At 71.7% G+C, this 17,939-nt stretch carries 19 protein-coding genes; 14 read left to right on the top strand and 5 right to left on the bottom strand.

From position 1 onward, the window contains the following. Positions 1-74: 74 nt before the first annotated feature. Together J3P44_RS13135 and J3P44_RS13140 are read right to left on the bottom strand one after the other, a co-directional pair. Positions 75-2,375, bottom strand: a complete 2,301-nt coding sequence (locus J3P44_RS13135; RefSeq protein WP_255890842.1) for a M4 family metallopeptidase — start codon at positions 2,373-2,375, stop codon at positions 75-77. Between the two features lie 211 nt (positions 2,376-2,586). Continuing rightward, entirely contained in the window at positions 2,587-3,297 is a 711-nt protein-coding gene (locus J3P44_RS13140; RefSeq protein WP_255890843.1) for an SGNH/GDSL hydrolase family protein, read from the bottom strand. A 129-nt stretch (positions 3,298-3,426) separates the two neighbouring features. Here J3P44_RS13140 and J3P44_RS13145 point away from each other — a divergent pair, with 129 nt between their 5' ends. After that, positions 3,427-4,227 (top strand): GNAT family N-acetyltransferase, encoded by an 801-nt coding sequence (locus J3P44_RS13145; RefSeq protein ID WP_255890845.1) that lies wholly within the window; start codon positions 3,427-3,429, stop codon positions 4,225-4,227. Between the two features lie 12 nt (positions 4,228-4,239). On the opposite strand, the gene J3P44_RS13150 is transcribed toward J3P44_RS13145, so the two are convergent. Then, positions 4,240-4,530, bottom strand: coding sequence for a Dabb family protein (locus J3P44_RS13150; protein ID WP_255890846.1), 291 nt, complete (start codon positions 4,528-4,530; stop codon positions 4,240-4,242). 233 nt (positions 4,531-4,763) lie between these two features. Between J3P44_RS13150 and dnaK the strand changes: the two genes are divergently transcribed. The 8 genes from dnaK to J3P44_RS13190 all read left to right on the top strand — a co-directional run bounded on the left by dnaK (position 4,764) and on the right by J3P44_RS13190 (position 12,149). After that, complete coding sequence (gene dnaK, locus J3P44_RS13155; RefSeq protein WP_255890847.1) at positions 4,764-6,641, top strand: molecular chaperone DnaK; 1,878 nt, start codon at positions 4,764-4,766, stop codon at positions 6,639-6,641. Continuing rightward, a complete protein-coding gene (gene grpE, locus J3P44_RS13160) occupies positions 6,638-7,300 on the top strand; it encodes a nucleotide exchange factor GrpE (protein ID WP_255890848.1) in 663 nt (220 codons plus the stop codon). The genes dnaK and grpE overlap by 4 nt, the downstream gene beginning before the upstream one ends. A 38-nt stretch (positions 7,301-7,338) precedes the next feature. Next, positions 7,339-8,508: a molecular chaperone DnaJ gene (dnaJ, locus tag J3P44_RS13165; RefSeq protein ID WP_255890849.1), complete on the top strand. Its 1,170-nt coding sequence runs from the start codon at positions 7,339-7,341 to the stop codon at positions 8,506-8,508. A gap of 91 nt (positions 8,509-8,599) precedes the next feature. After that, complete coding sequence (locus tag J3P44_RS13170) at positions 8,600-9,022, top strand: heat shock protein transcriptional repressor HspR (protein WP_255890850.1); 423 nt, start codon at positions 8,600-8,602, stop codon at positions 9,020-9,022. 3 nt (positions 9,023-9,025) lie between these two features. After that, a complete protein-coding gene (locus J3P44_RS13175) occupies positions 9,026-9,496 on the top strand; it encodes an SRPBCC domain-containing protein (RefSeq protein ID WP_255890851.1) in 471 nt (156 codons plus the stop codon). Positions 9,497-9,743: 247 nt separating this feature from the next. Next, positions 9,744-11,054: a reverse transcriptase family protein gene (locus J3P44_RS13180; RefSeq protein WP_255890852.1), complete on the top strand. Its 1,311-nt coding sequence runs from the start codon at positions 9,744-9,746 to the stop codon at positions 11,052-11,054. A 69-nt stretch (positions 11,055-11,123) separates the two neighbouring features. Next, positions 11,124-11,405 (top strand): hypothetical protein, encoded by a 282-nt coding sequence (locus tag J3P44_RS13185; protein WP_255890853.1) that lies wholly within the window; start codon positions 11,124-11,126, stop codon positions 11,403-11,405. A 69-nt stretch (positions 11,406-11,474) separates the two neighbouring features. Continuing rightward, positions 11,475-12,149, top strand: a complete 675-nt coding sequence (locus tag J3P44_RS13190) for a hypothetical protein (protein WP_255890854.1) — start codon at positions 11,475-11,477, stop codon at positions 12,147-12,149. A gap of 4 nt (positions 12,150-12,153) precedes the next feature. On the opposite strand, the gene J3P44_RS13195 is transcribed toward J3P44_RS13190, so the two are convergent. Continuing rightward, positions 12,154-12,774, bottom strand: a complete 621-nt coding sequence (locus J3P44_RS13195; protein WP_255890855.1) for a MerR family transcriptional regulator — start codon at positions 12,772-12,774, stop codon at positions 12,154-12,156. 81 nt (positions 12,775-12,855) lie between these two features. Here J3P44_RS13195 and J3P44_RS13200 point away from each other — a divergent pair, with 81 nt between their 5' ends. Beyond that, positions 12,856-13,275: a hypothetical protein gene (locus tag J3P44_RS13200; RefSeq protein ID WP_255890856.1), complete on the top strand. Its 420-nt coding sequence runs from the start codon at positions 12,856-12,858 to the stop codon at positions 13,273-13,275. Here the strand turns inward: J3P44_RS13200 and J3P44_RS13205 are convergent. After that, complete coding sequence (locus J3P44_RS13205) at positions 13,272-14,057, bottom strand: pentapeptide repeat-containing protein (protein WP_255890857.1); 786 nt, start codon at positions 14,055-14,057, stop codon at positions 13,272-13,274. The two genes, J3P44_RS13200 and J3P44_RS13205, sit on opposite strands and share 4 nt — an antisense overlap. 247 nt (positions 14,058-14,304) lie before the next feature. On the opposite strand from J3P44_RS13205, the gene J3P44_RS13210 reads away from it, so the two are divergent. The 4 genes from J3P44_RS13210 (at position 14,305) to J3P44_RS13225 (ending at position 17,890) form a co-directional block, all read left to right on the top strand. Further along, the gene (locus tag J3P44_RS13210) at positions 14,305-15,789 is read left to right on the top strand and encodes a cobyric acid synthase (RefSeq protein WP_255890858.1); all 1,485 of its coding nucleotides are present in this window, start codon (positions 14,305-14,307) and stop codon (positions 15,787-15,789) included. Further along, complete coding sequence (locus J3P44_RS13215; protein ID WP_255890859.1) at positions 15,786-16,526, top strand: cobalt-precorrin-6A reductase; 741 nt, start codon at positions 15,786-15,788, stop codon at positions 16,524-16,526. The genes J3P44_RS13210 and J3P44_RS13215 overlap by 4 nt, the downstream gene beginning before the upstream one ends. Before the next feature lie 69 nt (positions 16,527-16,595). Next, positions 16,596-17,603: an RNA polymerase subunit sigma-70 gene (locus J3P44_RS13220; protein WP_255890860.1), complete on the top strand. Its 1,008-nt coding sequence runs from the start codon at positions 16,596-16,598 to the stop codon at positions 17,601-17,603. Continuing rightward, positions 17,600-17,890, top strand: a complete 291-nt coding sequence (locus tag J3P44_RS13225; protein WP_255890861.1) for a DUF6069 family protein — start codon at positions 17,600-17,602, stop codon at positions 17,888-17,890. The genes J3P44_RS13220 and J3P44_RS13225 overlap by 4 nt, the downstream gene beginning before the upstream one ends. Positions 17,891-17,939: the final 49 nt, after the last annotated feature.

A 17,939-nucleotide genomic window follows, 5' to 3' on the forward strand; every position in this document is an offset into this window, starting at 1 on the left:
TGGGCAGGGTCGAGACGACGAACGGGGCGGGGCAGCACTGCTGCTGCCCCGCCCCGTCCGGTGGGGGCGCTACGTCAGGAGACGTTGAGCGCGGTGTCGTCGACCACGAAGCTGGTCTGGAGCGAGGAGTCCTCGGTCATGGTGAAGCGGACGGTGACCGTCTTCCCCTTGTAGGCCAGCAGGCTGTGCGCGAACTGCGTGTAGGTCGCGTTGGTGCCGACGTTGCTGAAGGTGCGCAGCGTCGTGACCGTCGCGCCGTCCACGACCTGGACCCGCATGCGGTCGTAGATCGTGGAGCCCGACTCGGCTGTGTCGGTCCGGATCCAGTACGACAGCGAGGCCGCGGTCGCGGTGGACGGGATCGTCACCGACTGGTTGATCGTCTCGGTGCTGGTCGATCCGTTGCCGCCGAGCCACAGCTTCCACGACCCGGTGCGGGCCGGGCGGCCCGTGCTGTTGGTGATCGGGCCGGAGGTGCCGGTCCACACGGTCGCGCCGGACTCGAAGCCCGGGTTGCCGAGCAGCTGGCTACCGCCACCGCCACCGCTGATGGTGAAGGTGAACTGCGTGGAGCCGGTGGCGCCCGCGGAGTCACGCGCGGTCGCGGTGACCGTGAAGGTGCCGGCTGCGGTCGGCGTGCCGGACACGGTGCCGGTAGAGCTCATCGTGATCCCGGAGGGCAGGCCGGTCGCGGTCCAGGTGTAGGGCGACTGGCCGCCGGAGGCGCTCAGGGTGAAGCTGCTGATGGCGGTGCCGACCGTGCCGGTCTTGTTGCCCGGGCTGGAGACGCTGACCGAACCGGTGCTGGAGCACGTCGGCTCACCGGTCTGCGCCGGCACGTTGATGGCGTCCCACGCCAGCTTGACGGCGTTGAACTCGGTGCAGGTGGTCGGGTGCAGGGTCTTGGCGGCCTGGAGCGTCCAGGTGCGGTAGGCCTGGTAGCCGCTGGCCGTGGTCTTCAACAACATGGCGTTGTAGAAGATCTTGCCGGCCTTCTGGATGCCGATCCCGGTGACGGCGGTGCTGTCGCAGCGCGAGGTGCCGCCGTTGGCGAGCAGCCAGAACCAGTGGTCGCCGGGACCCGCGGCGGCGTGCACCTGCGTGGTGTCGATCGCCGTCGTGTAGCAGACGGGGTGGCCCTCCGCGGCGGGGTTGGTCATGTTGCGGATCTCGCCGCTGCCGACGAGGTTGGCCTCCTCGCCGATCAGGTAGTCGGGAGTGTCGTACGGCGACGGCTGGTTGTCGTAGTGCTCAGTGAGCGTGCCCATCACGTCGCCCACGAACTCCTGGGTGCCGCGGCGCGAGATGCCGCTCGGGGTGTAGTCGTCGATCCCGTGGCCCATCTCGTGACCGGCGACATCGAGCGTGGAGACCCAGTTGCCGCTGGGGTTCTTGCCGAACTGGACCTCGTTGCGGCCGCCGCAGTCGGCCTGGCCGTGGCAGTAGAAGGCGTTCTGGTCGTTGAGCCCCACGTGGATCGGCCAGGACGTGCCGTCACCCTTGAAGGAGTTGCGACCGAGCCAGTTCTTGAGCATGTCGTCCTGCTGCTGGACGGAGTAGAGCGCGTCGACGCAGCCGGTCTCGATGGAGGTGTTGCCCTGGCCCCAGACGTCGTCCGGCCCGGAGAGCACCGGCACGGTGCGCGACGTTCCGTTGGCCTGTCCGCAGGTGAGTCCGGGGACCGTCGAGTCGGACATGGTGAACGTGGATCCGGACTGCGTCGTGCGGAAGGAGAGCGGGTCGGGGCCGTTGTGGAAGCCGTCACCGGTGCCGTGGGCGAGCGTGACGGTGTAGTCCAGGACCTTGCCGGTCCTGGCGTCGACGTAGACGTCCTCTCCGGCGTGGAGGCCGGCCTGCTCACCGGACACCGGGACGCGGTAGGCCAGACGGGGCCGGCCCAGCGCGTAGATCAGCTTCTCCGGGGCGCCTACGCGCTCGACCTCGTCGAAGCGGGTGCCCGCTGCCTTCTTGGCTGCGGCGACACCGACCGTCGGCCGGAGCGTCGGGAGGTCGATGACCTTGCGCTGGGCGATCGAGGTGGTGACCACCTTGCCGGCAGCATCGGTCATGACCACGAAGTCACCACCGAAGACCTCGAGGCCCCGGTGGGTGCGCTGGTAGGCGTTCGACCAGGTGCCGTTGGCGCCGGGGAGCGACGCGACCTGCGTGATCCGGTCACCGGGTGCGCGCTTGAGCTGGGTGCGGTGACCCTCGACCCACGAGAACGCCGCTGCGCGGGCCTCGCCACGAGGATTGCTCGTGGCCGGGTCGTTGTTGGGGGCGGCGGTTGCCGAGGTGACGGCAGGTGCCAGGAGGGACGCGGTGACCGCGGCCACTGCGAGTCCGGCCAGGTTGGCCAGGCGACTTCTTTTCACTGGGGTTTCCAATCATGAGTTCGCGCCCAAGTGGGCGCGAGGAGGGGATTGGTGAGGCAGACCAGTGCACAAGTTCGCAATCTGCGGTGCTGGCGTCAATGGACGCAGATCTGCAGGTTCATGCAACGCGAGAACCTGCACGCCCCGCGGAGAACAATCGACGCGCGTCCGATAATCGGAAGATCGCGCGATTCCCTCTGCGGAGAGCGGATCAGCCGGCGATAACCGTCGGCCGGGAGGGTGAGACGGCGGTGATTCGGTCGGCGACCGCGTCGCCGAAGTCGCGGTGCCCGTCCTCGGTGAGGTGCAGCCGGTCCTCGAGGTAGGAGAGGTCCAGGTCGCTGGTGCGGACGTAGGGGACGCCGTACTCCGCGCTCAGGGACGCGAGCAGGGCGTCGACCCGGGGCACCGCGCCGGAGCGAGAGGGGGCGTCCGCGGGCCCGACGATGACGACCCGGTGCCCGGCCAGGTCGGCCATCAGCTCGCGGAAACCGCGGTCGATGGCGGCGGCGGGCTGGTCGTGGTCGTTGAGGCCGCCTTCGACCACGACGAGGTGCGGGCGGGTGCCGAGCGCGGTCGAGGCGCGGTCGTGGAAGGAGACGCGGCCGCACCCGCTGGCCCGCGCGCTGAACCCGGAGCCGGAGAACCCGTCGACGTGCACCTCGCCGGGCAGGCGGGCGGCCCACGAGCTGCCGAGGTCGTCCTGGCCGAGGCCGAGCGACCACGAGTCGCCGATCACCAGGACGGGCGGTCCCTCGCCGGTGACGATGCCCGAGCGCTCGCGGGCGTCGAAGCGGTGCTGCTGGCACCGGGTGGGGTCCGCGCCCGCACGGTCGTCGACGGAGAAGGCCATCAGGGCAGCCACCAGCAGCACGACGACAGAGGCGCCGCCGACGCGGCGCCGGATCCCCCGGTGGAGCACGTGCAACAGTGTGCGGCCTCAATGCGCGTTCACGCAGGCGAATACCGCCGATTCCCCCCGCTTCGGGGATGCGCGGCGGACCCGAAATCCAAGGGCGGTCGCCGTCGGAGTCCGCCTAGGGTGTCGGCCGTGACCCCCGACGAGTTGCTGAGCGCCTACGACGACCAGCTGCGCACGGATGCCGAGATGGCCCGCGCCCTCGAGGTGGTGCAGGAGGGACCGCTCCTCTGGGCGGTGTTCGACCACGGCGGCTTCGTCTCCTACCGCGACCTCGCGGGGGCCGAAGGCGACGCGCTGGACGACCTCATCGACCGGACCGTCGCCCACTACCGCGACGACACGGAGGTGTCGTCCTTCGAGTGGAAGTCGCGCGGCCACGACCTGCCGCCCGACCTCGGGGAACGACTGGTCGCCCACGGTCTCGTCGCGGAGCCGCTCGAGACCGTGATGATCGGCGAGGCCGCGCTGCTCGCGGTCGACGTACCCCTTGCCGAGACGCCGCACGGCCCGGTCGTCGTACGCCGGATCGGCGAGGGCGACGACGTCGTGACCGACCTGACCCGCATGCTGGCCGCCCAGGAGTCCGTCTTCGGCACCGGTCGGGGCCCGTCGGTGGCCTCGGCGCTCGCCGAGCTGGAGAGCGGTGACTCCGAGTTCTGGATCGCCGAGGTCGGCGACCGCATCGTGTGCGGCGGACGGCTGACCCCGGTGGCGGGCACCGCGTTCGCGGGGATCTGGGGCGGCTCGACGCTGCCCGAGTTCCGCGGCCGGGGGATCTACCGCGCCCTCGTCGCGGCGCGGGCACGTTCGGCCCTCGACCGGGGCATCAGCCTCATCCACTCCGACTGCACCGACATGTCGCGCCCGATCCTCGAGCGCTCCGGCCTGAGGGCCGTGACCACGACGACCCCGTACGTCTGGACCCGCTGACCGAGCGCCAGGTCAGAGGTGCTGGTAGTCGATCTCCAGGAAGTCCGCCACCTCGGGCACCCAGCGGTCCGTGACGAACGCGGTGTGGACGGGGTGGGCGTTGTAGGCGTCGTACGCCGCCTGGTCAGCGAACTCCATCGAGAAGCCGAACGCGAAGTCGTTCTTCGCGCTGGTCTGCCGCAGCTGCTCGAACGACTCGACGCCGGGGATGTCGGCCAGCCCACGTGCGGTGGCGAGGAAGTCCTGCTCCTCGGCCGAGCCGGGAGCGTGGTGGAGGCGGAAGGCGACCGTGTGCCGGATCATGCGCCAAGGCTAGGGGCCTGCCCGAAGCCGCCGCGAAATCGATGACGCGGAACGGGAACATCCACGCGCGTCGTGCGTTGAACCGGGTGATGAGAGTTGAGCCGGATCGACTCAACTGTTTTGCCAGTTCGGACGCCAGACGTCAGGATGGTGGACATCGGCGGGTGCTCCGGCACCCGGACCCACGACGTCGTCCCCGGACATCCCGGGGCCACAGCAGGAGGTAGACACACATGGCACGAGCGGTCGGCATCGACCTGGGCACGACGAACTCCGTCGTCGCCGTCCTCGAGGGTGGCGAGCCCTCCGTCATCGCCAACGCCGAAGGCGCCAGGACCACCCCGTCCGTCGTGGCCTTCACCAAGTCCGGCGAGGTGCTCGTCGGAGAGGTCGCCAAGCGGCAGGCGGTCACCAACGTCGACCGCACCATCCGGTCCGTCAAGCGCCACATGGGCGAGGACTGGAAGGTCGAGATCGACGACAAGACCTTCACCCCCCAGCAGATCAGCGCCTTCGTGCTCCAGAAGCTCAAGCGCGACGCCGAGGCCTACCTCGGCGAGCCCGTGACCGACGCGGTCATCACCGTCCCGGCGTACTTCTCCGACGCGCAGCGCCAGGCGACCAAGGAGGCCGGCGAGATCGCGGGGCTCAACGTCAGCCGCATCGTCAACGAGCCGACCGCGGCTGCCCTGGCCTACGGCCTCGACAAGGGCGACGACCAGACGATCCTCGTCTTCGACCTCGGTGGTGGCACGTTCGACGTCTCCCTGCTCGAGATCGGCGAGGGCGTCGTCGAGGTCAAGGCGACCTCCGGTGACAACCACCTCGGTGGTGACGACTGGGACAACCGCGTCGTGGAGTGGATGGTCAAGAAGTTCAAGGACAACAACGGCGTCGACCTCGGTGCCGACAAGATCGCCAAGCAGCGCCTCCAGGAGGCCGCGGAGAAGGCGAAGATCGAGCTGTCCTCGAGCTCCGAGACCACGGTCCACCTGCCCTACATCACGCACGGCGAGGGCGGCCCGCTGCACTTCGAGGAGAAGCTCACCCGCAGCGAGTTCCAGAAGCTGACCAACGACCTGCTCGAGCGCACGCGCGCCCCGTTCCAGTCGGTGCTCAAGGACGGCGGCGTCGCCGTCGCCAACATCGACCACGTGGTGATGGTCGGCGGCTCGACCCGCATGCCCGCGGTGACCGAGCTCGTCAAGGAGCTGCTCGGCGGCAAGGAGCCCAACAAGGGCGTCAACCCCGACGAGGTCGTCGCAGTCGGTGCTGCGCTGCAGGCCGGTGTCCTCAAGGGCGAGGTCAAGGACGTCCTGCTCCTCGACGTCACGCCGCTGTCCCTCGGCATCGAGACCAAGGGCGGCGTGATGACCACGCTGATCGAGCGCAACACCACGATCCCAACCAAGCGCTCGGAGATCTTCACCACGGCCGACGACAACCAGCCGTCCGTGGAGATCAAGGTGGCGCAGGGTGAGCGCCAGATGTGGTCGCAGAACCAGCCGCTCGGCAACTTCGAGCTGACCGGCCTGCCGCCCGCCCCCCGCGGCGTGCCCAAGATCGAGGTCACCTTCGACATCGACGCCAACGGCATCGTGCACGTCGCCGCCAAGGACCAGGCGTCCGGGCGCGAGCAGTCGATGACCATCTCCGGCGGCTCGGCCCTGAGCAAGGACGAGATCGACCGCATGGTCAAGGAGGCAGAGCAGTACGCCGAGGAGGACGCCAAGCGTCGCGAGACGGTCGAGGCCCGCAACCAGGGCGACCAGCTCGTCTACACCACCGAGAAGTTCCTCGCCGACAACACCGACAAGCTCCCCGACGACGTCAAGACCGAGGTCCAGGCCGACGTCGACGCGCTCAAGGAGGCCCTCGCCAAGGAGGACGCCTCCTCCGAGGAGATCGGCGCGGCCGTCACCAAGCTCGGTGAGTCGAGCCAGAAGATGGGCGCCGCGATGTACGCCGCCGCCGAGGCCGAGCAGGCCGCCGCGGGTGGCGCGAGTGGCGCCACCGGTGAGGCCGACGACGACGTCGTCGACGCCGAGATCGTCGACGAGCCCGCCGAGGGTGACGAGGGGTCGACCGGCACCGAGGGTGAGTCCAAGTGACCGAACGCCCCGCCGAGCCCGACCTGGGTCCCGACGTGAGCGACCAGCCGGAGGGGGAGCCCGCCGTGGCTCCCTCTCCGGAGGGGTTCGGCGACGCGGCGGGCGAGGCCCCGTCGCAGACCGAGGTCGAGGAGCAGGTCGCCGGTGACGCCGTCGCAGGTGATGACTCCGGCACCGCCGAGGAGCGTCCGGACGACATCGACACCGACACCGAGGAGGACGAGCTGGCCGCCATGAAGGGACTGCTCGCCGACCTCACCAACGACCTCCAGCGCCTCCAGGCCGAGTACGCCAACTACCGCAAGCGCGTCGACCGCGACCGCCAGCTGGTGGCCGAGAGCGCCGCCTACAAGGCGCTCACCCCCGTCGTCGAGGTCCTCGACACCATCGACCGCGCCAAGGAGCACGGCGAGCTCGAGGGCGGCCTCAAGGCGGTCGCCGAGCAGCTCGAGCGGGTGGTCGCGGCTGCCGGGCTGGTCCGTTTCGGCGAGCCCGGTGACGCCTTCGACCCGACGCTCCACGAGGCGCTGAGCCACCTCGGCACCGACGCAGACGTCGAGGTGACCACCGTCAAGCACGTCGCCAAGGGCGGCTATCGCCTCGGCGACCGCGTCGTCCGCGCGGCCCAGGTGCTCGTGGTCGACCCGGCCGAGGCCTGACCGGCCGACCCGGCTGATGAGGGAAGGGAGGTTCATCCATGGCTGAGACCGACGGTTTCCGCAACGACTGGGCGACCAAGGACTTCTACCAGGTCCTTGGCGTCGCCAAGGATGCGAGCGCGGCCGACATCAAGAAGGCCTACCGCAAGCTCGCCCGGGAGAACCACCCCGACTCCAACCCCGGCAACGACGCCAAGCACGACACGTTCAAGGCGGTCGCGGAGGCGTACGACGTCGTCGGCGATCCCGACAAGCGCAAGAAGTACGACGAGTTCCGTTCGCTGCAGGCGACCGGCGGCTTCGGCGCAGGCATGGGCGGCGGTGGCTTCGGTGGAGGAGGCTTCAACCTCGACGACCTGCTCCGCGACCGCGGCGGCTCCGGCGGGCTCGGCGACATGTTCGGCGACATCTTCGGGGGTGGGGCCCGCGGCCGCACCCAGCAGCAGGCGCGCCCGAGGCGCGGCGCCGACGCCGAGACGACGGCCACCATCGGCTTCACCGACGCGCTCGACGGCGTGACCGTCTCGCTCCGGCTGACGTCCGACGCGGCGTGTGCCACCTGCCAGGGCACCGGCGGCAAGCCCGGCACCCGGCCGCACATCTGTCCCGAGTGCGAGGGCGCGGGCTTCGTCGTGGCCGGCACGGGTGGCGCGTTCTCGATCAACGAGACCTGCCCCGCGTGCGGCGGCCGCCAGCTCGTCTACGACGAGGCGTGCCCGACCTGCCACGGCAGCGGGCGCGGCACCTCCGCGCGGTCGATCCAGGCCCGGATCCCGGCGGGGGTCAAGGACGGCGCCAGGATCCGCCTCAAGGGCAAGGGTGCGCCAGGTGAGCAGGGTGGCCCTCCGGGTGACCTGTTCGTCACGGTGAAGGTGACTCCGCACCGCGTCTTCGGGCGCAAGGGCGACAACCTCACCCTCGACGTACCCGTCTCCTTCGACGAGGCGGCCCTCGGGGCGGAGGTGAAGATCCCGACCCTGGGTGGCGCTCCGGTCACCCTCAAGCTGCCGCCCGGCACGCCCAACGGACGCACCTTCCGGGTGCGCGGCAAGGGCGCCACCCGGCGCGACGGGAGCAAGGGCGACCTGCTGGCCACCGTCGAGGTCCAGGTGCCGGCCACTCTCGACCAGACCGCGCGCGAGGCCCTCGAGGCCTATCGCGCGGCCACCGCCGGCAAGCCGCTGCGCAACGGACTGTTCGAGTCATGAGCACCCCGCATGAACACCCCACGACGTTCTTCGTCTCCTCCGCTCCGCTCCTCCGTCGAACAACGCCGCGGGGACCCCGCATGAACACCGCATGAGCACCTCGCCGTTCTCGCCCCAGCCCAACCCGGAAGCCGCGGTCTACGTCATCAGCGTCGCTGCGGAGCTGACCGGCCTGCACCCCCAGACGCTGCGGGCCTACGAGCGGATGGGGCTGATCGAGCCCGGGCGCACCGGCGGAGGCGGTCGGCGCTACTCCCACCGCGACCTCGAGCGCCTGCGCCAGATCGCGGACCTGACCAGCGCCGGCATCGGCATCGAGGGCGTACGCCGGATCATGGCGCTCGAGCTGCAGGTCGACGCGCTCCGCGCGCGCAACGAGGAGCTGCTGGCCGAGCTCGACGCCGTACGTCGCATGCTCGCCATGCGCGGTGCCGCGCAGGCGCCGGCCAACAAGCTCCCGGTGCTCCACCAGGCCGCGGGCCAGTCGATGGTCGTCTGGCGACGGAGGAGCTGAGCCGTGCCGAGGATCGACCGGGCCGTCGCCGACGTCGTCGCCACGCCTGAGGAGGTCTACGCCGCCTTCGTCGACCCTGAGGCCCTGGGCGCCTGGTTGCCACCCGACGGCATGCGTGGCGAGCTCTCCGAGGCTCGTCTGCACGAGAGCGGTGGCTTCACCATGACGCTCCACTACGACGAGGCGCCTGAGGGTGGCGGGAAGACCACGTCCGACACCGACGTGACGCACGTCGTGATCGACGAGCTCGTGCCCGGCGAGCGGGTGGTGTGGGGCGTCGAGTTCGAGTCCGACGACCCCGGCAACGCCGGCCGGATGACGATGACCTGGACGTTCACCGCCCGCGGCGGCGGGACCCGGGTCGCGATCGACGCGACCGACGTCCCGGCGGGCATCGACGCCGACGCCCACCAGCAGGGGCTAGACGCGTCCCTGGCCCACCTGGCCGCGTACTGCGGAGCGCCCGACTCCTGATCCTGCGCAGGCCCGGACGCTGTGGTGCCTGCCGCTAGGGTGCCCGGGTGCGGCAGCGCAATCTCGAGACGGCGGACCGGTGCGCGTCACCGGTTTGCTTCTCCGGGGCTACCCCGGGGACCACCGGAACGTTCGGGCACAGCACCGCGCGCGACTCGCTGCGCTCCGCTGCAGGTCATCGCGCGCACGACGGGACAGGTCGGGCTGCGCTGCCGCACCCCGCCCCAGCCATCGCGTCGCGGTCCGGATGAGGTCCGACCTGGCGCGTGCCCTGGCCGCCGGGTTCCTCGCCGGCGAGTGGACCCAGGAGGGTCTCGTCGAGAACGGGACGGTGGTCCTGGGTCGCCGTCCCCGGTGGCTGGCCCCCCTCGTCCGGCAGACGCTCGCCCTCTACCCCCGCGCCCCGGGCGACCGCCCCCGGGAGCTCGCGGCCAACATCGCCACGCGCCCGGCGGCGGCCAAGGCAGGGGCCGCCTCCGCGCGCGTGCACACCGTGGCGGGGACGGCGATGCTCACCAACCGGTGGCGACTCCCCGTGCTCGATGGCCTCGACGACGTCGCGGCGTTCCTCGGCGTCAGCGGGTCCGAGCTCGACTGGTTCGCCGACCCCCGACACCTCGCGCGCAGCGCGTCGGACGTGCCCCTCCAGCACTACCGGGTGAGCCATCGCCCGGCCCCCAGCGGCGCGATCCGGGTCCTCGAGGCACCCAAGCCGAGGCTCAAGGTCATCCAGCGCCGGCTGCTCGACGAGGTGGCGTCCCTGATCCCGCCACACGACGCGGCCAGGGGCTTCCGTCCCGGCGGCTCGGTGCGGTCCTATGCCTCGCCCCACGCCGGCAGGAGCGTCGTCCTGCGGCTCGACCTCGAGGCGTTCTTCGCCAGCGTCACCGTCTCCCGCGTCTACGGCATCTGGCGCACCGCCGGCTACCCCGAGCCCGTGGCGCACTGCCTGGCCGGTCTGGTCACGTGCGTCCTGCCGCGCTCGGCCTGGCGCGCCGTCCCCAAGCCCGCGGACGAGGGTCTCCTGGACGCCCACTGGCGCCTGGGCCGTCGACTCGCCGTCCCGCACCTCCCGCAGGGCGCGCCCACGTCGCCGGCGATGGCGAACCTGGGGGCCTTCCGGCTCGACGTACGGCTCACCGCGCTGGCCAGGTCGTGGGGCGGGCGCTACACGCGGTACGCCGACGACCTGGCCTTCTCGGGAGCGGCGGGCTGGGGGACGGGCACCTCCAGGCTGATCGAGGCGATCGAGGACATCGTGAAGGACGAGGGCTTCAGGCTGAATGCCCGCAAGACGGGAGTCATGCCCCGTGCGGGCCGGCAGCGCCTCGCTGGCCTGGTCGTCAACGACCGGCCGCGTGTGGCGCGGTCCCAGGTCGACGTCCTGCGGGCCATCCTGCACAACTGCCACAGGTACGGACCCAGCACCCAGAACCGCGACGACGTCCCCGCCTACGAGGACCACCTCCGCGGTCGGATCGCCTGGGTCGCTCAGCACGACCCGGTGCGCGGAGCCCGGCTGCAGGCCGTGCACGACAGCATCGACTGGAGCCGGTGAGCCACGTCGCCGCGCGAGTGTCCCTGCGACCGCGTAGGTTCAGGGGTGTGATCGAGCGATGAGCAAGCCATGAGCAAGATGGACAACCTGCGGGCGATGCGCGAGGCCAAGTACGCCGCAGCACAGAAGCGGTCGGCGAGTGCGCCGGCCAGGCCCGCGGCCCGGCCCCCCGTCGCGCCGCCGGTGGCGGCTGAGAAGGCTGCGCCCGGACCGGCTTCCGGGCCCGCACCCGAGACGGTCTTCGGCACCGACTCGGCGGCGAGCGAGGAGCTGTGCGGTCACCGCAACATGAGCGGCCGCACCTGCACGCGCGAGCGCGCACACGCGGCCAAGAGCCACCGCTACTCCTGACCTCCTGCCGGGCTCGACTGAGCACCCAGTGGGTCGCCAGTCGGGCCCGGACCAGCGACGATCGAGGGCATGACCAGTGCCTCCCGCGTCGTGTCCGTCCTGGCAAAGGTCCTCGGCGGCCTGCTCGCGCTCGTCGTCCTGGCCTACCTCGGGTTCAACGGAGCGTCACTCGTGCAGGCGCACCAGAAGCGCGACGTCCTCGCTGACCTGGTGACCGCCGAGCTCGAGAAGGCCCTGCCCCCTGCGGCGGACCGACAGCAGGACGTGGTCGCTGCCGCCGCCCGTGAGCCGGACGAGCGCTGGATCGAGCAGCACTGCGAGTTCGACACCGACGACGCCGGCTGGATCGTGCAGAGCTACCGCGAGGTCTGCACGATCCGCGGGGTCGCGGCCTGGCGCGTGGAGTCCGCCGACGAGGCACGTGACCTGCTCGCGGTCGAGGGACGGGCGGGACTGGCCCACGACGGGTGCGAGCCGATCGGATTCGTGGACGAGGCGGCGGTGACCTTCGTCGACGCGGCCACTGCCGACGGTGAGCCGTGGTGCACTCGCACCCTCAGCGCTCCCGGCTCGGCCCGTGGCCTGGTGGGCGACCGCGCGCCGCTCGAGGCGGGCCGCTGGCTCCTGGTCATTGACGAGCGGCCGCTGGTCGACGAGCCCATCGGATGCGTGCACTGGTCGGTCATCTTCTGCGACAACCCGTTCGGCGACGACCACGCCTTCGGTGAGGCGCCGGGGTCGTGACGCGTCAGGACGGGTCCGAGAACCGCCTGATCGACTGGTCCTCGTGCGCCATCCGGCGCAGCCCGAGGATCGCCGGCTCGGCCAGCACGCTGCCCAGCAGGGCGTACGTCACCGCCTCGTCCCGGTTCTCCGGCGCGACCAGGCCGACCTCGGCCGCCGCCAGCTCCCGCACGGCTCGGGCGTAGCGCGTCAGTCCCTCGATGGAGACCGGCTGGCCGGCACGGCTCATGGTGTCGAGCGCGGCGGCGACCGCCGTGGCGTGCCGGCCGTCCGGATCCGCGGCGGAGTCGACGGCGCGGACGACCTCTGCCACGGCGTCCCGGCTCTCCTGCGTCGGCTCCTCGGTCACGGCCGGGGAGAGCAGCTGGTGCGCGGCGCCGAGCGCCTCGTGCAGCGACACCGACGGGTCGTCGAGCACGGCCAGCACCTCGCGTACCCGGTCCAGGCGGAAGCCCGCCACGTCGACGAGGGCCCTGATCAGGCGCAGCCGCCGCACGTGCTCGACGTCGTACGTCGCCCGCGTGGCACCGCGTGCCTCGCCCCGCGGCAGCAGGCCCTCGCGCAGGTAGAACTTGATCGTCGGAACCGCGACTCCGCTGCGCTCGGCCAGCTCCGCCATCCACATGAGATCTCCTCGCGTTGCTTTTGGATAGCATACTGTCTAATCTTTGGAGAGTTCGCTATCCAACCCGATCGGAGTGCCCGCATGGAGACCGCCTACGTCCTCTCCGACGAGTCACGCATCCTCACCGGCGTCCTGCTGCTGTCGCTCGTGACGGTGGAGACCGGTGGGCTCTACCTGCTGAAGATCGCGCGCGGGGCGGCCGAGGTGACGCCGTTCCAGGAGAAGTTCGCCCGCGCCGGCCACGCGCACGCCGGGGTGCTGCTGATCCTCGCCCTGGTCTGCCAGGTGCTGGCCGACTCGACGAGCCAGGGCGGGGCGCTGGACTGGTTGTCGCGGTCCGGCGTCGCCGTGTCGGCGCTCCTGATGCCCGGCGGCTTCTTCTTCTCCTCGATGGGAGCCGGGCGCACCGAGCCCAACCGGCTGATAGTGCTGGTGCTCGCGGGCGCCCTGCTGCTCGCGCTGAGCCTGACCAGCCTGGGCGTCGGCCTGCTCACTGCCTAGGCGAGCCACCGGCCCGGGCGGGCCAGGCCCTCGGGCAACACGGTGGTCGCGTCGCCCACCGACGCGTTGACCTGGGGCTGGGTCAGGAAGAGCGCCGAGGAGAGATCGCTCCCACGGACGTCGGCGTCGCGCAGGTCCGCGCCGAGCAGGTCCGCCTCCCGGAGGTCTGCCCCGCGCAGGTCGGCCCTGATCATCGTCGCGCCGCGAAAGCCCCAGCCTCGGAGGTCGCCCGTCAGGCGGATTTCGGCCAGGTCTGCGCGGGACCGGTCGCGAGCGGCCGGCCACGGGCGTCGTACGCGAGCGCTGGCGTCGGCGAGCAGGCCCCCGACCCGCTGGTGCAGGGAGTCGAGGTCGTAGGTCAGCAGGGTCTCGGGGTCGGCCTCGGTCAGCGTCGTGATCTCGGCGCGCGCTGACTCGGCCGCAGGGTCGGGCGAGCGTCGGCCGACCTCGGTGAGGTGCACGAGCATCTCGTGCAGCTGGCGCATCACCGAGAGGACCGCGCCCATCTCGCCCAGGTTGTCCTGCTCGCGCCACGAGCGGCCGGAGTAGGTGACCTGGGAGACCTGCTGGCCCGCGCCGAAGCACTCGAAGACGGTGCACCCCGGCCAGCCGTCCTCGCGCAGGGAGGTGTGGATGCCGCACCGGTCGTCGTCGAGCAGGTTGAGGCACGGAGTGCCACCGGGCTTGTCGACGCCGAACCCGGAGGCGGCCGCGAAGGGGAGCAGCACGCAGCACAGCCCGAAGCATCTCGAGCAGTCGGACATGAGCTCAGGCGTCGCCACCGGCAGATCGTGCCACCGCGGGGTGGGGAGAGGGCCCGGCGGCCTCAGGAGTACAAGTTCCCCGTGATGGCGAAGGCGTTGAGCACGGCCATGAGGAGGAACAGCGGGCCGACCACCCGGTTGTCAGTGAGGAGCTTGGTCATACACCGAGTCTGCCCCTGTTGTCTCAAGAACGAACCAAGTCCACGGCAAAAAATCGTCTCGGACTGGTGGAGGTCGTGCCAGTGCCTCTCTCTAGGCTGGCGCCGTGAGTGCGCTGCTGATCGCCGGGACGACGTCGGACGCCGGGAAGACGATCGTGGTCACCGCGCTCTGCCGGGCGTTCGCCAGGCGGGGGATCAAGGTGGCGCCCTTCAAGGCGCAGAACATGTCCAACAACTCCATGGTGTGCGCCGACGGGGCCGAGATCGGCCGCGCCCAGTGGATCCAGGCGGTGGCAGCCGGCGTCGAGCCCGAGGCCGCCATCAACCCGGTGCTGCTCAAGCCGGGCGGCGACCGTCGCAGCCACGTCGTCGTGATGGGCCGGCCCGGCGGGACGATCGACTCCCAGGACTTCGTGGGTGGGCGCACCCACCTGCGAGACGCGGCGTACGCCGCCTTCGACGACCTCGCCTCGCGCTACGACCTGGTCGTGGTGGAGGGCGCGGGCAGCCCCGCGGAGATCAACCTGCGCGCCGGTGACTACGTCAACATGGGCCTCGCGCAGCACGGCCGGATCCCGACCGTCGTGGTCGGCGACATCGACCGTGGCGGCGTCTTCGCCGCCCTCTTCGGCACCGTCGCGCTGCTGGACGGGGCCGACCAGGCGCTCGTCTGCGGCTTCGTGATCAACAAGTTCCGCGGCGACCTCGACCTGCTCCGCCCCGGTCTCGACGAGATCCGGGCTCTGACCGGGCGGGAGGCGTACGGCGTGCTGCCGTGGCACCCGGACCTCTGGCTCGACTCCGAGGACGCCCTCGACCTCGCCGGGCGCCGGGCGTCGGACGAGCAGGCCCGGTTGCGGGTCGCCGTGGTGCGGCTGCCGCGCATCTCCAACTTCACCGACGTCGACGCCCTCGGCATCGAGCCCGGCGTGGACGTCACCTTCGCCTCTGAGGCCCGCGCGCTGGCCGGCGCCGACCTCGTGGTGCTGCCCGGCACCCGCGCGACGCTGGCGGACCTGGGCTGGCTGCGCGAGCGCGGCCTCGACCGGGCCGTGCTCGACCACGCGGCTGCCGGCAAGCCGGTGCTGGGGATCTGCGGTGGCTTCCAGATGCTCGGCCGGCGGATCACCGACCCCGACGGCGTGGAGGGCGCGGCCGGCGCCGACGAGCCCGGTCTCGGCCTGCTCGACGTCACGACGACCTTCGCCGGCGAGAAGGTGCTCCGGCTGCCGACCGGCTCAGCGCTGGGCGTACCCGCCCACGGCTACGAGATCCACCACGGCCGCATCGAGCGCCACGGCGGCGAGGAGTTCCTCGGCGGCGCCCGGTCCGGCGCGGTCCTCGGGACCATGTGGCACGGCAGCCTGGAGGGCGACGAGCTCCGGCGGGCCCTGCTGTCGGAGGTGTCGCGCGCGGCAGGGGCGTCGTACATGCCGGCGGACGTGAGCTTCGCCGAGCTGCGGGAGCGGCGGCTGGACCTCCTCGGCGACCTCGCCGAGGAGCACCTCGACCTCGACGCCCTGCTCGACCTCGCCAACTCGGGAGCGCCACCCGGGCTGCCGGCGCTGGAGCCGGGGGCGTCGCGATGAGGGTGCTGGTCCTGGGCGGGACGAGCGAGGCGCGGGAGCTGGCGGTCATGCTCGAGGCCACTGACGTGCAGTTCGTGTCGTCGCTCGCCGGCCGGGTCGAGCGGCCACGGCTGCCGGTCGGACCGGTGCGGATCGGTGGGTTCGGAGGCGTCGCGGGACTGCGCGGCTGGCTGCGTGGCCACCGCATCGACGCGGTCGTCGACGCGACCCACCCCTTCGCCGAGGGGATGTCGGCCAACGCCGTCGTCGCCTGCCGCGCCGAGGACGTGCCGTTGCTCCGGCTGGAGCGACCCGGCTGGGGCGGGGCTCCCGGGTCGGAGGACTGGCACTGGGTCGACGACCACTCCGTGGCCGCCGCGTTGACGGCGCGGCTGGGCCGGCGTCCGCTGCTGACGGTCGGACGCCAGCCGCTTGACCACTTCGTCGGGCCGCTGGCCGGCCACCGGGCCGTGGTGCGGGTCGTCGACCCGCCCGAGGTCGACCTGCCGTCGCCGTGGACGGTGCTGATGGACCGCGGTCCCTACGACCTCGCCGGCGAGCTCGAGCTCCTCGGCGAGCACGACATCGACGTCCTCGTCACCAAGGACAGCGGCGGCACCTACACCTGGCCCAAGATGGCGGCTGCCGGACAGCTGGGCGTGCCCGTGGTCGTCGTACGCCGTCGCGCGGCGGTCGATGCCGTTGAGACGGTGCCGGACGCAGGCGCGGCCGCGGAGTGGGTCGCCGCCCGCGCCTGAGTGATGAGTTCTCCCGCCCGTCGCCGTCATACGTGGTGACAGGACACGACGAGGCGGAAGGATGACGCGATGTGTGCGCACGCGCTGATGGAGGGACTGGACGTGAGCGGTCTGGGTGAGGTCGACGAGGCGGAGTTCTCGGGGATGGCGGAGCGCCACCGCCGCGAGCTGCACGTGCACTCCTATCGGATGCTCGGCTCGTTCGAGGACGCCGAGGATGCCGTTCAGGAGACGTTCCTCCGGGCCTGGCGGCGACGGGAGACCTTCGAGGGCCGGTCGACCTTCCGCGCCTGGCTCTACAAGATCGCCACCAACACCTGCCTCGACCTGCTCGCCAAGCGGCGCCCGGAGCCCGCGACCGGCGGCGAGGTGCTGTGGTTGCAGCCCTACCCGGACCGGCTGCTCGAGGAGCTGCGCGCGGACGACGCCGACGAGCCCGAGGCGGTGGCCGTCGCACGCGAGACGATCGAGCTGGCCTACATCGTCGCGGTGCAGCACCTCGCACCGCGACCGCGCGCCGTGCTCATCCTGCGTGACGTCCTCGGCTGGCCCGCGAAGGACGTCGCCGAGCTCCTCGGCGACTCCGTCAACTCCGTCAACAGCGCGCTCCAGCGAGCCCGCGCCGGCATGCGCGAGCACCTGCCCGCCGAGCGCCAGGACTGGACCGGCGGCGAGGACGACGCCGACACCCGCGAGCTCGTACGCCGCTTCACCGAGGCCAGCGTGGCCGTCGACATCGACACGATCGCGACCATGCTGCGCGACGACGTGCGGTTCGCGATGCCGCCGACGCAGGGCCTGCTCATCGGTCGCGACGCGGTGCTCGCGGACTGGGTCGCGGGCGGCTATCCCGACATGAGCGGCCTGCGCTCGGTCCCCACGTCGGTGAACCGGCAGCCCGCGGTCGGCTACTACCTCTGGCGCGACGACGTGGCGGCCTACCTGCCACTCTCCATCGACGTGCTGCGCATCAGCGGCGGCATGGTCACGGAGGTCACCATCTTCGGCCCCGAGCACTTCGCCCGGCTCGGCCTGCCCGAGCGGGTGCAGGCCGACGGCACGGAGGTCTCGCGATGACCGCCACCGACACGGTGACCCGTCTCCCCGCCACCCACCGCTTCCGCAGGCTCGTCGGCGCCGGACTGGTCGCAACGCTCGTGGCGACGGTGGCCGCCGGGCTCGTCGCCGCCGTGGCCCGGGCGGCAGGCGTCGACTTCGTGGTCGACGGAGGGGAGACGATCCCGGTCTCCGGCGTCGCCTTCCAGGCCGGCGTCTTCTCGCTGGTCGGGCTGCACCTGGTCCTCGCCGCGGTGATGGTCCCCGTGCTGGCTCGCAGCCTGCGCCAGGTCAGCGACCCCGCCTGAGGGCGAGCACTGCCGCGACGACAACCGCGGCGGGCGGAGTGGGTGCAGC

Source organism: Nocardioides astragali (assembly GCF_024436375.1).
GTDB lineage: Bacteria > Actinomycetota > Actinomycetes > Propionibacteriales > Nocardioidaceae > Nocardioides > Nocardioides astragali.

Bases quoted from the DNA above. Each gene is read 5' to 3' on its own strand.
- J3P44_RS13150 (WP_255890846.1), bottom strand. From the start codon at position 4,530: ATGATCCGGCACACGGTCGCCTTCCGCCTCCACCACGCTCCCGGCTCG.
- dnaK (WP_255890847.1), top strand. From the start codon at position 4,764: ATGGCACGAGCGGTCGGCATCGACCTGGGCACGACGAACTCCGTCGTC.
- dnaJ (WP_255890849.1), top strand. From the start codon at position 7,339: ATGGCTGAGACCGACGGTTTCCGCAACGACTGGGCGACCAAGGACTTC.
- J3P44_RS13170 (WP_255890850.1), top strand. From the start codon at position 8,600: ATGAGCACCTCGCCGTTCTCGCCCCAGCCCAACCCGGAAGCCGCGGTC.
- J3P44_RS13180 (WP_255890852.1), top strand. From the start codon at position 9,744: ATGAGGTCCGACCTGGCGCGTGCCCTGGCCGCCGGGTTCCTCGCCGGC.
- J3P44_RS13185 (WP_255890853.1), top strand. From the start codon at position 11,124: ATGAGCAAGATGGACAACCTGCGGGCGATGCGCGAGGCCAAGTACGCC.
- J3P44_RS13190 (WP_255890854.1), top strand. From the start codon at position 11,475: ATGACCAGTGCCTCCCGCGTCGTGTCCGTCCTGGCAAAGGTCCTCGGC.
- J3P44_RS13195 (WP_255890855.1), bottom strand. From the start codon at position 12,774: ATGTGGATGGCGGAGCTGGCCGAGCGCAGCGGAGTCGCGGTTCCGACG.
- J3P44_RS13200 (WP_255890856.1), top strand. From the start codon at position 12,856: ATGGAGACCGCCTACGTCCTCTCCGACGAGTCACGCATCCTCACCGGC.
- J3P44_RS13215 (WP_255890859.1), top strand. From the start codon at position 15,786: ATGAGGGTGCTGGTCCTGGGCGGGACGAGCGAGGCGCGGGAGCTGGCG.
- J3P44_RS13220 (WP_255890860.1), top strand. From the start codon at position 16,596: ATGTGTGCGCACGCGCTGATGGAGGGACTGGACGTGAGCGGTCTGGGT.
- J3P44_RS13225 (WP_255890861.1), top strand. From the start codon at position 17,600: ATGACCGCCACCGACACGGTGACCCGTCTCCCCGCCACCCACCGCTTC.